Origin of the sequence: Estrella lausannensis, assembly GCF_900000175.1 — a bacterium.
Taxonomy (GTDB): domain Bacteria; phylum Chlamydiota; class Chlamydiia; order Chlamydiales; family Criblamydiaceae; genus Estrella; species Estrella lausannensis.
The window spans coordinates 364556-378315 of the sequence record NZ_CWGJ01000011.1; the positions used below are offsets into that span (position 1 = coordinate 364556).

Annotated in this window: 13 protein-coding genes; 10 read left to right on the plus strand and 3 right to left on the minus strand. The window is 50.8% G+C overall.

The genetic code is table 11. The features are described 5' to 3' along the window. Positions 1 to 833 (minus strand): neutral/alkaline non-lysosomal ceramidase N-terminal domain-containing protein (locus ELAC_RS04565; RefSeq protein ID WP_143406445.1); only part of this gene is annotated, 833 nt, incomplete at its 3' end. 225 nt (positions 834 to 1058) lie between these two features. On the opposite strand from ELAC_RS04565, the gene ELAC_RS04570 reads away from it, so the two are divergent. The 8 genes from ELAC_RS04570 (at position 1059) to ELAC_RS04605 (ending at position 9716) form a co-directional block, all read left to right on the plus strand. After that, positions 1059 to 2531, plus strand: coding sequence for a hypothetical protein (locus ELAC_RS04570; RefSeq protein WP_098038093.1), 1473 nt, complete (start codon positions 1059 to 1061; stop codon positions 2529 to 2531). Positions 2532 to 2691: 160 nt separating this feature from the next. Beyond that, entirely contained in the window at positions 2692 to 3075 is a 384-nt protein-coding gene (locus ELAC_RS04575) for a hypothetical protein (protein WP_143406436.1), read from the plus strand. A 111-nt stretch (positions 3076 to 3186) separates the two neighbouring features. Beyond that, positions 3187 to 3930, plus strand: coding sequence for a hypothetical protein (locus tag ELAC_RS04580; RefSeq protein WP_098038095.1), 744 nt, complete (start codon positions 3187 to 3189; stop codon positions 3928 to 3930). A gap of 232 nt (positions 3931 to 4162) precedes the next feature. After that, positions 4163 to 5077 (plus strand): hypothetical protein, encoded by a 915-nt coding sequence (locus ELAC_RS04585; protein WP_098038096.1) that lies wholly within the window; start codon positions 4163 to 4165, stop codon positions 5075 to 5077. Between the two features lie 28 nt (positions 5078 to 5105). Further along, positions 5106 to 5543 carry a hypothetical protein gene (locus ELAC_RS04590; RefSeq protein WP_098038097.1) on the plus strand — a complete coding sequence of 146 codons (438 nt, stop codon included), beginning with the start codon at positions 5106 to 5108 and terminating at the stop codon, positions 5541 to 5543. Positions 5544 to 5702: 159 nt separating this feature from the next. Beyond that, positions 5703 to 7514, plus strand: a complete 1812-nt coding sequence (locus ELAC_RS04595) for a hypothetical protein (protein WP_143406437.1) — start codon at positions 5703 to 5705, stop codon at positions 7512 to 7514. 318 nt (positions 7515 to 7832) lie between these two features. After that, positions 7833 to 8969 (plus strand): branched-chain amino acid transport system II carrier protein, encoded by a 1137-nt coding sequence (locus tag ELAC_RS04600; protein ID WP_098038099.1) that lies wholly within the window; start codon positions 7833 to 7835, stop codon positions 8967 to 8969. Positions 8970 to 8981: 12 nt separating this feature from the next. Further along, the gene (locus ELAC_RS04605; RefSeq protein WP_098038100.1) at positions 8982 to 9716 is read left to right on the plus strand and encodes a cyclase family protein; all 735 of its coding nucleotides are present in this window, start codon (positions 8982 to 8984) and stop codon (positions 9714 to 9716) included. Here the strand turns inward: ELAC_RS04605 and dacB are convergent. After that, positions 9626 to 11089, minus strand: coding sequence for a D-alanyl-D-alanine carboxypeptidase/D-alanyl-D-alanine endopeptidase (dacB, locus tag ELAC_RS04610; RefSeq protein WP_158227803.1), 1464 nt, complete (start codon positions 11087 to 11089; stop codon positions 9626 to 9628). The genes ELAC_RS04605 and dacB overlap by 91 nt on opposite strands. A 586-nt stretch (positions 11090 to 11675) precedes the next feature. Here dacB and ELAC_RS11730 point away from each other — a divergent pair. Continuing rightward, positions 11676 to 11816: a hypothetical protein gene (locus ELAC_RS11730; RefSeq protein ID WP_158227804.1), complete on the plus strand. Its 141-nt coding sequence runs from the start codon at positions 11676 to 11678 to the stop codon at positions 11814 to 11816. 19 nt (positions 11817 to 11835) lie between these two features. Further along, positions 11836 to 12879 (plus strand): glycoside hydrolase family 130 protein, encoded by a 1044-nt coding sequence (locus ELAC_RS04615; protein ID WP_098038102.1) that lies wholly within the window; start codon positions 11836 to 11838, stop codon positions 12877 to 12879. A 41-nt stretch (positions 12880 to 12920) separates the two neighbouring features. Here ELAC_RS04615 and ELAC_RS04620 read toward each other — a convergent pair whose 3' ends face one another. Further along, complete coding sequence (locus tag ELAC_RS04620) at positions 12921 to 13601, minus strand: class I SAM-dependent methyltransferase (RefSeq protein WP_158227805.1); 681 nt, start codon at positions 13599 to 13601, stop codon at positions 12921 to 12923. Positions 13602 to 13760: the final 159 nt, after the last annotated feature.

Below are 13760 nucleotides of genomic sequence, written 5' to 3' on the forward strand. Positions count from 1 at the left end.
CAAATAGCCACAACTTCCTCTCCAAGCGCCCTTCCTACCCTCTCTTGGGCAGCAAAGGTGCTCTCCCTCTCAGCGGGGATGATGTCGCCTTGGGCTCCGTTGTAATAGATCGCTTTCACCTCCGGCCCCAGCTCTTTTTTGATTTCTTCTCTCGCAGACGAGACAAAATCGGCAGAAAAAAGCCTGTTATCCGCTCCCAGGATGGTAGGATGCATCGGATAGTTAAAGACCGCGGCCAGCGGGCGCCCCTCTTTCGTCTCTACCTTGATGAGAGCCACCTCCGGTAGCGGTTTCACATTTTCTGGCCATGCGCCCCTGTATTTACTTAAGTTTACCTCACCGTAGCCGATACCAACTCTGGCCTCCTGGGGGTTACGAATCGCAAGCTCTATAGCTTCCACCGTCTTGTCAATGTAAAATTGAGTGATGTGCGGATCATATTTTCCAGCGAGGACCTCTCCGATGGGAGGCATGTCAAGGAATCCACCGCCCCCCGAGTGGGTATGGGAAGATCCGATCAAGACAAGAGTCTCCTGTTGCCCCGGAATCTGCTGTATTCTGCCGATAATCTCTTTTGCCATGACGTGCGAAAATCCTAGGGAGTCCACGCTGCAAAAAACCACTTTTTTATCTGCTTCAAGGTAGAGAGCGATTGCGAGCAAGGGGTCGTGCTCCCCTGCCATTCCCTCGCCTTTCCGCATTGCATAACCGGCAGAAGGAGTCCCGACCGGGGGCGTCATCACCGCCTCACCCACTCCCGCTTTGATAGCGCCTGACAAGTGGGCGGAGTAAGCAACACACAAAAGGGATAAAACTAACTTAAGGAGAAACATCACTATCCTCAAAATATACACCGAAAGTGTCTCAAAATTTCAAATCGATAGCCGCCAGAGTATCAATTTCCCTTTAAATTCGCCATACCTGTGTCTTTTTACAAACTAACATTAATTTCAATCTCGACAACTATATTTAAGTTAATCTCTAGACAATTGATTCTAGTTGAGATCAACCAGTTATTACTATACAATCCAATAGTTAATTTTAAATAGGGTATAAAGATGTCGTTTATAATAAATTTTTTCTCCAAATCTGAAATCCAAGACCCAACTCAAACAGGGGCTACACCCCCTGAGACGAACGGGACGATTACCGGTGAAAATTCTAAAATTACCGCTATCGGGCAAACGCATCTAACAACTGAGGTTGCTTCGCAATGCTCGCAAGACGTTTTCTCTGACAAAGAGGTCAAAGAGATGACCTCCTCTGTCACACTCGAGGAAAGCGCAGCCAATGAAGAGAGAGCCTTGCTCGCCATCGGCTCCGAAAATGTTTTTCCGTCGCATTGCCAAAAGGAAACAACTTTGCAGATGGCCGCCCTGGCCGGCCTGATGTACAAAGATTTTAAAGAGATCGAGGGGATCGCCTCCCTGTTTCCCAAGGGACTGATTATGCTACCCTCCCCTTGCGATCTCGGGATTTCATGCCCTAAAGGACTTCGCGTTCAAGCATTCCGTCACGGTGACGAGGTGATTGTCGCCATGCGCGGCACTGAGCTTAACCTGGATGCCTCCACTATGCTGGCGAACTTAGTTGCCGACCTTGGCATCGGTCGCCACAAGACGAACGAAGACCTGATCTCCTCTGTGCGCGAAGTGGCAGCTAAACTTAAAAAACTCTATGGCTATGACATCGGCGAGAGTTTGATTAGCACGTTTGAATCGATTGTTAACCAGCGTATCACCGGCGACTCTGATACGGAAAGGGTGATTTCATTAGGCAAAGAGATGGCCCTACAGAGTGGCAAGGATGCAGCGATAGGCTGTGGCATCGCCGGCGGAGCCGGAGGTGTTGTGGCTGGCGCGCTGGTAGCTGTTGGGATGGCTGCGCCGCCTGTCGCTATCGCTCTAGCCTTCGGTGCGCTATTGACCGGCAGCGCGCTGGGCGGCAGCATAGGAGCCGGAAAAACCCTGGCCACCAAAGGACTGACGGTAGCGGATGGCTATCCTACACTGCAATCCTACTTCAAAACCTTGGACAACTACATCACTCAGCTCAAAGCAACAAAAATCCGCAACACGGACACATTGATCACCACGGGGCATTCCCTCGCCGGCTTTTTGGCGGGAGTGATCGGCTTCATCCACGCTGATGAAGCTTTTTCATTCAATGGTCCAGGGGTTTTAATCGACAGGGACGTTATCAAGACTCTGGAGAACTTAGGAATCAGCCGTAAGATCTCTACGGAGTGCACTTATCACTCTGTCGTGATGGAAGCCGATATCATTGGCAATTTAGGAAAAAGGGAAGTATGCGGCCGCAAACTCTATTTACCGATCACCCTAAACGCGCCTTATGAGACGATGCCTGCTTGCGCCTACAGTGATCCGCTCTCTCACCACGGCATTATGCTAATGCACGCAATACTCGAAAACTCCACTGTCCACTCAATACCCAAGACGCCAAATTTTCCGGTGCTGCTGCTGAAAGCCCGCGAGGAAGAGGGGCCCAAAGTAGAAGAGATCAACGACTAGCGCCTTCTCAGACAGGCTGCTCCCAAGAATCGGAGCAGCCTACCTTATCAAGTGGGTATGCGCCGATGATATCAAGCGTGATCTGTCCCACTTAATCTCCGATCGCGGTCTTGAAGAAGAGTTGGATGAAATCCCAGTTAGCAATTTTTTCAGTGAAGGCATGCCACTGACGAAGTTGGAAAATTTCAGCGAACCCCTGGTCGACATCGAAAAGCAAGAAATCGAATTTTACGAATTCTTCGACAGGTCAGATCGACAGGAAGTAAAAGCATGGATCGAAAAAATCGGTGAATTGATCAAAAAAATTTCAGCGACAACGGCCAAAAACATCCGTGTTTTTGAATATTTTGGAATGGGTCAAGGCGACTATTACTACCTTGACCTCGCGAGTCAATGCCGTGTCATTAACAGCGAAGACCTAAAATACGGTAAGGGCCCAACTATCGAATATGCCCGTGAGATAGTCTACGATGAATCATTCGATCAATTCACCCTCCTCATGCCGGGCAGAAGGGAAGTTCTGGCGGCTGCCATGAGGCAGTAGCCCCGGCCTTTGCGGCTGCGATCGCTGCAGCCGCGTCTTTCACACTAGCAGACAAACCCATCGCAATAAATGATCGTTCTATATATATTTGCTTTGCAGCAAGGAGATGGCATGCAGGCAAACAACGCAACATTTTATAGCATAGCGGCGCTCGACCAGGCGATTTACCCCAGGCAGCCCTTCCTGCCGCGAGCAGCGGATTTCATCCTGACACCTCTCTCTGTTGCGCTCCAGGGACGCACCATCACCTGGCATAAGAATCATCATGAAAAAATGCAAATAACCCATGCGACGCACGGTCTGGCAATCCGCTTATTGTGCGGACTGGCTGCCTTGCTGCTACTACCGTTGACGCTAGGCGCCTATATCATCAAATCACTCTGCATGGACGCTGTTCGAAAAGACCTTCGGCGCCTGGCCGCCGGCTACTGCCCTCTTGATGCCAAGGACGAAGCGAGAAGCACCTCTTCCGCTAAGGTATGTAAGGTAGCTGAATTTAGCGAACCCTTGATCGATTTAAACAAACGTGAAATCGAATTTTATGAATCGTTTGAAAGGGAAAATCCTCACGAGACCAAGGGTTGGATCGACCAAATCGGTGATATACTCAAAGTCATCGCCGAACAAACGGGCCGAAGAGCCTCAGCTTTTGAATATTTCGGCATGGGGCAAGGCGATTATTACCTTATCAATGAGCAGGGGCAGTGCATTCTGATCGATAGCGAAGAGGTAAAATATGGCGATGCGCCTCTTGCCCGGTACGCGCAAGAAATCCTCTATAGTGATGACAGTGACATCTACATGATCTTGCTTCCGGGCAGACGGGAAGCCCTAAAACACCTGCTCGTAGAGTAGAGAGCTTCGCTTAGTTAGTAGACACACACACATCTCCTGCACCGGCGCGGTTCCGGTCTTCACCAACTTTTAAGACACTTCCGCCATAAATCCCTCTCCGTTTACGCGCGCTCGAGCACCAGGGTAAGTCAACGTATTATCGCGTCCAATTGGAAAGACAAATTGTTTATTGAACTAAATGATCGTTCAATATATAATTACCTCGTTATTACTAATTTAATAGGTATTTATTATGTTTTCCTTCCCCAACATATCCAGTTTTTTTAAGCGCGGCGCCAAAGACGCCGAGTCTCCCGCCCCTCAAAATAGAGAGGAGCAATCTCCGGTAGAAGAAGTGGCTCGCAGCGTAGAGGAAGCCAGCGAAGCGGCGCTTCAAATCCAGGCAGCACCCTCCGACCTTACGGATCGTGAAATTCTCCTATTGGAAAACGACCTGGCGATGCAAATGCTGAAACAGTACAACTCTTTTCATTCCGAAGAAGAAAAACGTTCTGCTCTCCAAATGGCCTCCCTCGCTGGTTTGATGTATCAACACATCGACAACCTTGAGCGGGTACAGCCGTTTTTCGACACCCCACTCGAGTTATTGCCGACGCCAGATCAAATGGGCATAAAACTCCCGACCGGTCTTGCCGTCCAGGCATTCCGAGACGGAAGCCAAATCATCATCGCGATGCGTGGCACGGAGCTGAACCAAGACAGTGCGACCATGGCCGCCAACCTGATCGCCGATATGGGGATCGGCCGCCACAAAACCAACGAGGACTTAATCGGATCGATAAATGCCGTTCGAGAACGCGTCCTTGACCTCTACAATTATAACATCCCCCCGGAGCAATTTAATTTTCTCGCAGCCTTGATCACCAGCCGGGCCATCGGTGATGATGATAAAGCAAGGATGCTCTCCACCGCGGCAAAAGTCGGCAAGGAATCGGCAAAAAGCGGCGCTCTCGGTGGATTGGGCGGGATGGTGCTGGGAGCAAGTGTCCTTATCGTCTCCGCGCCAGCCGCCGCGATCGCTGCCAGCCGCCGCGATCGCTGCACCAGCGGCGGCATTAATAGGCACGATGTCAGGTCTAATCAAAGGGGTCGCGTCCAATGCCACGGAGATCATTACACTCGCGGATGGCTACCAGACTACCGCTAATTACATACGAAAGATTGATGCTTACATCATGAAATTAAAAGAAGAGGGCATGATCAGGGAGGGCGACACCCTGATCACAACAGGCCACTCTCTTGCCGGATATCTCTCAGGAGTGATCGGCTTCATGCATGCCGAAAAGGCCTATTCATTTAACGGGCCGGGCGTCAGGCTGGACGAGGTGGAACACGTTGTCAGAAATCTGGGACTTGAGCGCAAGTTAAACCCGGAACTTGACTACCGCAGCATCTGCATGGAGGCGGACTTTATCGGCAACCTGGGCGCGCGAGATGGGCCTTTGAAGCTTCTCAGGCTAAAAAAAACCTTCCTTGAAAACTTTGAGGGAATCCCCGCTTGCGTGTACAACAAGCCCCTTTCCCATCATGGCATCAAGTTAATTCAGGGCGTTTTACAGCATGTGCCTGTGTGCCCACAAGAAAATATTATTTATTTAGCAGACAGGAATTAGAGCCCCTTAACCCGACAGGGCCTCAAAAATTTGCTCTTTGAGGTCCATCAGATAAGGAGACTGCCCTATTTAAATATACTTAACGTTCAGTTCATGAAATATTAATACAAAGCCGACAGAATGTCGGCAAGAGAACCACTCAGAAAGGACTTTGACACAATGCAGACTATCACATTATTGAATCCGTTAAGCAGCAGCTACCATGCGCTTGAGGACTTTAAGAAGTTGAAAACCTCCCAAAAAATCATCACGGTCGCCATCACAATCATCGCAGCGCTCGCGACGGTACTGATCGGTACAGCGGCCATTTTCCGCCTGCTCGTCAACCACTACGTCAAGAAAATCGAAGCCGATAAACCGGACAGGACGCCCTCCGACTCGGAGAGTGACAGCAGAGAGTGGCAGCAAAGAAGCGCCACAACCCAGCAGACTATTCCAAGAAAAAGGGAAATCACAATCGCCGCCCATCGCACCGGACCGCGAACCCTTATTGAATCGAATGGAATGCCACCGGTCCATAACGCCTCATGCACCACGAGCGGAGAGAAAGAAACGCCTTCTGCGTCCCTACCGTCCTCGGATGACGCGATGTGGGACCTGGATAAATTATTCGAAGAAACAAGCACTCTGCCTGAAGCTGCTTCGATCTCAGACTTAAAACCCATTCCGGAGGGTCGCATGGCTCTCAAGGCCTCGGATGACACTATCGATATGACCTCCGCATCCTGCCTCTTTCCGGATGAACCCAATTTAGAGACCTCTAAGGATTTGGACACGCTTGTAGCCTTGCAAAAGCAAGTCTCCCAATCGATCAGCCTGGCAAGCGCCACCGCTTGCAGTAGTGCCGGCTTGGGATCATTGGAGAGTTCTGCAGCTCATGAAAGCGAGTTGATAGAGCCTAAAGACAGCGTCTGCGGTGAAACGCAAAAAATACGCTGCATGGCAGCCTTTGCAGGTCTAATAGATGATCTTAGCCAAAATCACTCCACGCTGCCTACTCCGGATCAGCTGGGCATTCAACTGCCGCCGGGAATCCAAGTCCGGGCACTCCGGAGAGGCGATGAAGTGGTCATCGCCATCCAATGCCCCGATTTAACTGGAAATCTCATCAAAGATGTTCAGGAAGCGATCGCTCATCTCCACATTTGCCCGCTGCAATCCCACGACGAGTTGGAGCTGGCGATCGGTAAAGTGAACGCCTATCTCAAAGAGACAAAGGAGTATGAGCTTAAAAAAGAGCAGCTCAGCCTGCTCTTGACTGCAGGCTGCGCCGAGCTAACGCCCAGCGGCAAGAGTCCGGCCGGTCAGATCATCGCGGAAGCTGGCCATGGAGCCATCATCGGCGGCGCCGTATCGACCGGAATGGGAGTGGCCACTACCATGGCCCTCGCCGCTGGGGGCGTAGCTGCTCCTCCGGTCGCACTCTTCATTGGAGGAGCGCTCTGGCTGACAGGGACAGCCTTTGGAGCGACAGCCGGTCTGGCGAAGGGAGCGGCCCTAGCGACAGCGAAAGCAATCAAGATGCCGGACGGCGCACTCCCCTATCCAACGTTCCTCTCAGCCGTCAAAGCGATCGACAGCTACCTCACGGAATTAAAAAAACAGCATGTCGAAGCGAGCGAGAGGATCATTACCACCGGTTCAGGCGTGGGTGGGCTTCTGTCGGCTCTTGTCGGCGCCATTCACGGCAGTGAAGTTTACTGCTTTAACACCGGACAAATTTTGGCTGGTGTAGAGCCGGGTGTAGTGCAGAATAATCTAGGACTTAAGCGCAAGGCTGAAGGAGCTGCAGTATACCATGAGATTCAATTCGGCCCGGATTTGGTGGAGGTGGCTGGATCAGTCAAGCTAGCAAAAACCACCACTCGGTACCTGGACAAAAAATACATCGTGATGCCGCACGATCTTCCTGTCGTCTTGCTCGCAAAGGATGCCACTGCCTTAGCCGCACTTGAAGAGGCAGCAAGCTAATAGTGCGTGTCATCCAGTGATGGATGACACGCGCCGGCGTTTTCTTGCCACGGGTTCTAATCTCTAATTGCCAAGAAGCTACATTTTTGCTATACTTGCCCTTTTAAAGTTAAATGACCCTACCATGAAAACTACTGCTTACTACTCACTTCAGCAGTCCAACTCAAGAGCCGCTTCCGCTCGCTCTATCTCCATTATTTCTATTATCTGCTCGTAAGAGAGCAGAGCACCCCCCGAATAACGCACATCCGTCAGTATAATCCCCTAGAGACAACAGTCTCGGGAAGTGATCATCCCTTAAATAGAGTTAGGTTTTTTATGAAACAATTTTCTTTAATGTTAACAACGGGTTTTGCCCTGTTCTCGATGTTCTTCGGGTCCGGCAACCTGGTCTTCCCCCTACAGGTCGGCAAAGAGAGCGCCGGCCACTTCCCTGAGGCGGCGCTTGGAATCATCCTGACGGGTGTGCTGGTTCCGTTTCTTGGTGTTTTCGGCATGATCCTCTATGAGGGAGACCCCAAACGTTTTTTCAGCTGCTTTGGAAAAACGGGCATCTTCCTCTTCAGCTTCGCTTCGCTCGCCCTGATGGGCCCATTCGGTGTGCTGGCACGCTGTTTGACTGTCGCTCATGGAGCACTGCAGCTGCTTTTCCCCGGGCTGCCGCTTGTGCCGACAAGCTTAGCCCTCTGCCTGCTTATCTTCGTCCTGACATACAATAAACATAAAATCGTCAGCGTCCTGGGAGCCTACCTGACTCCATTCCTCCTGGCCGCGATCGCCACGATCGCCTATTTTGGCTACATCGGCGGAAAAGCGGAAGTTCAAGTATCCGGCGAAGCGCTTCCCGCTTTCACTAACGGCTTCTTCCAAGGTTATCAGACCATGGATCTCCTCGCCGCCTTCTTCTTCTCGACGTTTATCATTTCGCACCTGAAAGGACGGGACGACAGCGCCGCGAAAAACTATTCGCTCAACCTGTTTTTCAAGTCGTCGCTCATCGGAGCCGGCCTGCTCGGCGCGGTCTATTTTCTCCTCGTCATGCTGGGTTCTTTCTACAGCAGCGAGCTGTCAGGAGTGGAACCCAAGGAAATGCTGGGTAAAGTCGCCCTGCTGACGCTCGGACCCTACGCCGCTCCCGTGGTTGCCGCAGCCGTCACTCTCGCATGCCTTACCACCGCGATCGTGCTTACGGTTCTCTTTGCTGACTTTGTCCGCTATGATATCGCCAAAGACAGAATCGGCAACGCCCGTTCACTGAGCCTGACCCTCTTGATCGGCTTTTTGGTCTCTACCCTGGATTTCGGCGGCATCGCCAGCTTCCTCGGCCCGATCCTGGAGACGGTGTATCCGGCACTGATCTTATTGACAGCCGTGAACATTGCAGGCTACTTTATGGGATTCAAAACATCGCACTGGCCGGTCACCGCCGCCATCGCGCTTAAACTGGCCGCCTAAGGAGAGGATCCTGTGTCATACTGGACGTTGGCTGAAAGGCTGAAAAATAGCCGCTTTGTGGATCTAACCCATCCGATGGACGTTGAGATACCCCATTTTTCCAAGGCTGTGCCGATGGAAAAGGAGCAAGTCGCCGAAACTGCCCGTGACGGCTTCAGCGTCCAGCGCTTTCACTTTGAAGGACAGTGGGGCACCCACGCGGACGCCCCCTCCCACTTTGTCGATGGGTTAAAGACCCTCGACGCTATCGATGTCCGGGATATGATTTTGCCACTCGCCGTCATCGACGTCAGTGCAAAAGTGAAGGCCGATTCCGACTACGCTCTCACCACCGGTGATATCGCTGAGTATGAGGAGCGCTTCGGAAAAATCCCTGAGGGAGCTTTTGTTGCTATGCGCTCTGACTGGAGTGAGCGGTGGCCGGACCAGAAGCGATTTGTAAACTTGGACCGAGAAGGAAGGCAGAGAACACCGGGCTGGAGCCTGGACGCCTTGCGCTTTCTTGTAGAAGAGCGGGCGGTGGCTGCCATTGGACATGAAACAATCGATACCGACCCCGGTCTTTCAGGCGCCGCATCCGGATTTGCCGCCGAACACTACATTCTGTCGAGAAATCTCTACCAGATTGAGATGATGGCAAACTTAAACCGCGCCGATCAAGCCGGCGGCATGGTCATCGCTGCCTTTCCCAAAGTCGCGGGAGCCTCCGGATTTCCTGCCCGGGTATTTGCGCTATTTTCTCCGTAGGAGTTCAGAATTTTAAGGAGCAGCGCGTCAAGCGAGGCGGCTGTCTCCTTATAGGTCTTGGTCGAGCCGTTCACAAAAATGCAGAAGAGAATTCTTATTCCGGCACTACTTTCTGCAACGCCGGCGAGATTGGTCACTCCTTCCATGCCGCCTGTCTTTGCCTTGATGACAAGGCCGGCATTGAGCTCGCTAAAGCGTTTCTGCAGCGTTCCATCCTGCCCTGCGACCGGCAGCACGTTCAGGAAATCACTCCCCTCTGGACTCTCCACCTTACGTTTTAGCAGCGTGACGACGATCTTGGGAGTCAAAAGATTATGACGGGATAAACCGGCGCCCTCCCGCAAGACAAACTCGCTTCGCTCCACCCCCAGCTTGTGCAGGTACTCTTGCAATACGCGGGACTCTGCCTCTTCAAAAGAGAGGTCCGGGTAGCGCCTTTTGGCTATATACCTGAGTATCGTCTCGGCATAGAGGTTGTTGCTTTGATGATTCACTTCCCTTAAGAGATTAGCGAGCGTGGGCGAGGCCAGGGATGCCAGGAAAGTTCTATCTCCTCCGGGCTCATCACCAAAATGAATTTGCACACCCACATCGCTCAAAGCTTTGATCCACGCTTGCCGCGCGTATTCCGAGGGCTTATGGACTGCAATTTTGATTTCCTCGACTCCCTCGCCCTTTCCTAAGCCGCCATAGACCTCGACGCGATTTGCGAGAAATTCCCTCTTGTACTTTAGAGGAGATCCTTCTTCCGCCCTGTCGACGCTGCCCTCTATTGAGCAGTAGGGAAGTTGTTCCCGGCAATGCAGCTCCCCTGTCGCCAGGTTGACAACGACGGTGACATAATTGTCATTGAATGACAGCGGGGAGATTTCCGCACCGTAACCTTCCTGCAGATCCGCCCATTCCAGATCTGTCGGAAAGGTTTCGCTGCCAAACAGGGATACGTCAGCAAAGACGCTTCCTTTCACTACCCGGATGCCGCTGGCGGCAACTTGGCTGGCAAGACTCTCTATTCCTCGCTGGTTTAGAGAAGGATCCCCTCCGCCGATGAGATAGAGGTTTCCTTCAAGGATGCCTCCCTTAAGAGTCCCATCCATCGCTGCTTTGGTTATAAATTGAAACTCTCCTCCAAGCTCATCTAAGGCCAAAGCCGTCGTGACTAGCTTGGTGACGGAAGCGGGGATGAAGCGTTTTTCTGCGTTCACCGAAAGTTCCGGCGCGTCTTTAGCTTTTATGCTGATACCGACCTGCGCGCTCTTCAACGCAGGATCCTCATTGATGAGCTGCCTGACCGTATCGGCATCCATCGCCCCCGTCAGAGAGGTGTTTGCCATGACGCAAACTAAGAAAAAACCCTTCCAAAAGCATTCCATAAGCAACTGCTCTTTTACGATAAATGGAAAAGAAGGTAGCATGGAAAACCAAAATTGTATACACCCTTATAACTATCGATCGACCGAAATAAAACTTAAGAACTCCCATGGATGGCGAAGGCTTTAAGCACCTTAAAAAAGCGACTTCGCACCTTCCCATGAAGAAGCTATACCGAAACAACTTGAAGAATTGGAAATTTGGCCAGGAGGGCCTTAAGAATTTTTGTCCGGAGCGAGCGACCATTGCCGAGAGGCAAGGCGCGAGTGAGAACGAAAATTCTTAAGTATACCGAAAGTGTCTCAAAATTTGGCTTTTGGCAAAGAGAACGCTCTCGCGATTGAAAGATACAAAGTCATCTAATATTAGAAATATGAGGTGACTTGCGATCATTCAATCCCGAGGCTTTCTCAAAGCCCACATCCCAAATTTTGAGACAATTTCGGTATAAACCCGACGAAGCCAAAGGCCAATACTTCAATTTGATTCGGTATAAAAGAGGTGTGTCCTTCATTCAAATTCCCAGGCCGCACCTCAAGATAAGTTGACTGGCCCGTATTTTCATTTCACTCCCTTCAGCAGGATTGAATGCTCTTCTCCGAACGGAAAATCGGAGCCGTCAACACACCGGCGCATATGCTGACCATTGGCAAGACGAGTGCCAACAACGAAAGAGAAGCTCATAGCAGAAAAGCCATGAGCGTAATTTACGTTTTCAATCTGTTTTAAAAGACTAAAAAGGCCGCTCATGAAACACATTTTGACAGCCATCTTCTGCTTTTTCACCGGCATATCGTGCTGCGATATGGCCAGCCATCCTCCCGCTGAGACTTTTTTTAGGAGGGATGCCATTACCGACGGCATCTTTATCGATGCTAAGGAAATACGCATACCCGGATTCAAAGATGCGTTCAATCCTTCGCTCATCGATACCGAGCAAGGTTTACTGCTTTCGTTTCGTTACCTGCCCGATCCGCTGGGGAATCCGTCCTTCTCCGATATCTATATGGTCTATCTCCATGACGACTTCACGTTGAAAAGCCTTCCACAGAAGCTGCCTACCCGAACAAAAACCCATCCCATCCCTTCGCAGGCTGAAGATGCCCGGCTCTTCCGGTTTCAGGGATCTCTGTGGGTCATCTACAACGACAACATGGAATTCTTAGGAATAAGCGCCGATCAGCGCCGGGATATGTACATTGCCAAAGTGGATTTCACTGGAGGTAGGTTTTGCTTAGGAAAGCCTCTGAAGATCATCCACCAGGGTAAATGGGACAATGTCCTCTGGCAAAAGAACTGGGTGCCTTTTGAATATCAGGGTAACCTGCTCATGTCGTACTCCCTGAATCCCCACGAAGTGCTGCTCGTCAATATGAACACCGGAGTGTGCCAGAGCGTTTATGAAACAAAGGCCCCTATCAAGTGGGTTTTCGGCTCCATGCGCGGAGGCACTCCCGCAGAACTTGTCGATGGAGAATATCTAGCATTTTTCCACTCATCCAAAGAGATGCCAAGCCTCTACTCCAACGGTAAACTGATGTATCACTACTTCATGGCCGCCTACACATTTTCCAAAGACCCGCCCTTTCACATCACCAAGATGAATAAAAGCCCCCTGATCCATCCCGACCTTTATAAACCGACTGCTTATGGGAAAAGAGTGGTCTTCCCCGGGGGATTTGCTATCCGAGGCAATAAAATCATCATGGCTCTTGGAAAAGATGACCACCAGGTGTGGGTTGTGACGATGGACAAAGACAAAGTCCTCCAGTCCATGTCGAGCGTGAAGTAAAAAAAGGCACCTCGAAAATCTCTCGAGGTGCCCTAAGAAATTTAGCGCTTAATCCAGATACCCCAGATGTTGTCACCGTGGAATTCAGCGAATTTGATGCAGTTCGCGTCGAGCCAGGCTGTCGCTTTATTAGTTGTCGCCCAGTTCACATCGTCAAAAATGATCAATCCGCCCGTTCTCACAAACGGCACCCATTTGTAGACATCAATTAGGGATGTCTCTTCCGAGTGGTTTCCGTCGATATGCAAGATGTCAATGTCCGGAATGGGCATTGCCGCTTCGGATGTTTCTCGCAGAAGTATAACGTTGTTGTTTAAATCATACTTTTTGATCTTCTCGATTAGCCCCTGATAAATTCTTTCATGGTCGAGATTGCTCCAGAAGTCGTGGTTCACCCCGTCCATGCCGACTGCAGACTCGGCACTGCTCCAAGGATCGATCCCAATCACAACGCCGGTGCCAAGCTCCCTTAAGGCAAATGCCATTGGAACTAAGGACTTTCCACCGTAAACGCCGATTTCCACGACAGTCTTTGCTTTCAGCAAAAGACACATATCGATCAAAACGGAGGCTTTTTCCTTGCTGCACCACCCCTCGAGTCCATCCATCGCCTGAAAGGCTTTCCATTTAACCTTGTAGCCGGTAAGGGCATTATGCCTCTCCGTGACGACCTGTTCATAATGCGATGCCGGCATCGCAAACTCCACTCCATGTAAATCCATAAAGACTACTCCCACATACGCGTTTAAAAAAAATGGTGAGTAATCAAATACCATTTAGCAGGAATCCCTTAAAGGATTTTCGTGCATCATTTTGAAATGGTGTGGTTGTAGTGCAGGATTTGAGCACCTGAATATCAAAAAGGTACTGTCAGATTTTAG

Excerpts from the sequence above, each read along its gene's own strand:
- ELAC_RS04570 (WP_098038093.1), top strand. The coding sequence starts at position 1,059 with ATGTCGTTTATAATAAATTTTTTCTCCAAATCTGAAATCCAAGACCCA.
- ELAC_RS04575 (WP_143406436.1), top strand. The coding sequence starts at position 2,692 with ATGCCACTGACGAAGTTGGAAAATTTCAGCGAACCCCTGGTCGACATC.
- ELAC_RS04580 (WP_098038095.1), top strand. The coding sequence starts at position 3,187 with ATGCAGGCAAACAACGCAACATTTTATAGCATAGCGGCGCTCGACCAG.
- ELAC_RS04585 (WP_098038096.1), top strand. The coding sequence starts at position 4,163 with ATGTTTTCCTTCCCCAACATATCCAGTTTTTTTAAGCGCGGCGCCAAA.
- ELAC_RS04590 (WP_098038097.1), top strand. The coding sequence starts at position 5,106 with ATGAAATTAAAAGAAGAGGGCATGATCAGGGAGGGCGACACCCTGATC.
- ELAC_RS04595 (WP_143406437.1), top strand. The coding sequence starts at position 5,703 with ATGCAGACTATCACATTATTGAATCCGTTAAGCAGCAGCTACCATGCG.
- ELAC_RS04600 (WP_098038099.1), top strand. The coding sequence starts at position 7,833 with ATGAAACAATTTTCTTTAATGTTAACAACGGGTTTTGCCCTGTTCTCG.
- dacB (WP_158227803.1), bottom strand. The coding sequence starts at position 11,089 with ATGGAATGCTTTTGGAAGGGTTTTTTCTTAGTTTGCGTCATGGCAAAC.
- ELAC_RS11730 (WP_158227804.1), top strand. The coding sequence starts at position 11,676 with ATGCTCTTCTCCGAACGGAAAATCGGAGCCGTCAACACACCGGCGCAT.
- ELAC_RS04615 (WP_098038102.1), top strand. The coding sequence starts at position 11,836 with ATGAAACACATTTTGACAGCCATCTTCTGCTTTTTCACCGGCATATCG.
- ELAC_RS04620 (WP_158227805.1), bottom strand. The coding sequence starts at position 13,601 with ATGGATTTACATGGAGTGGAGTTTGCGATGCCGGCATCGCATTATGAA.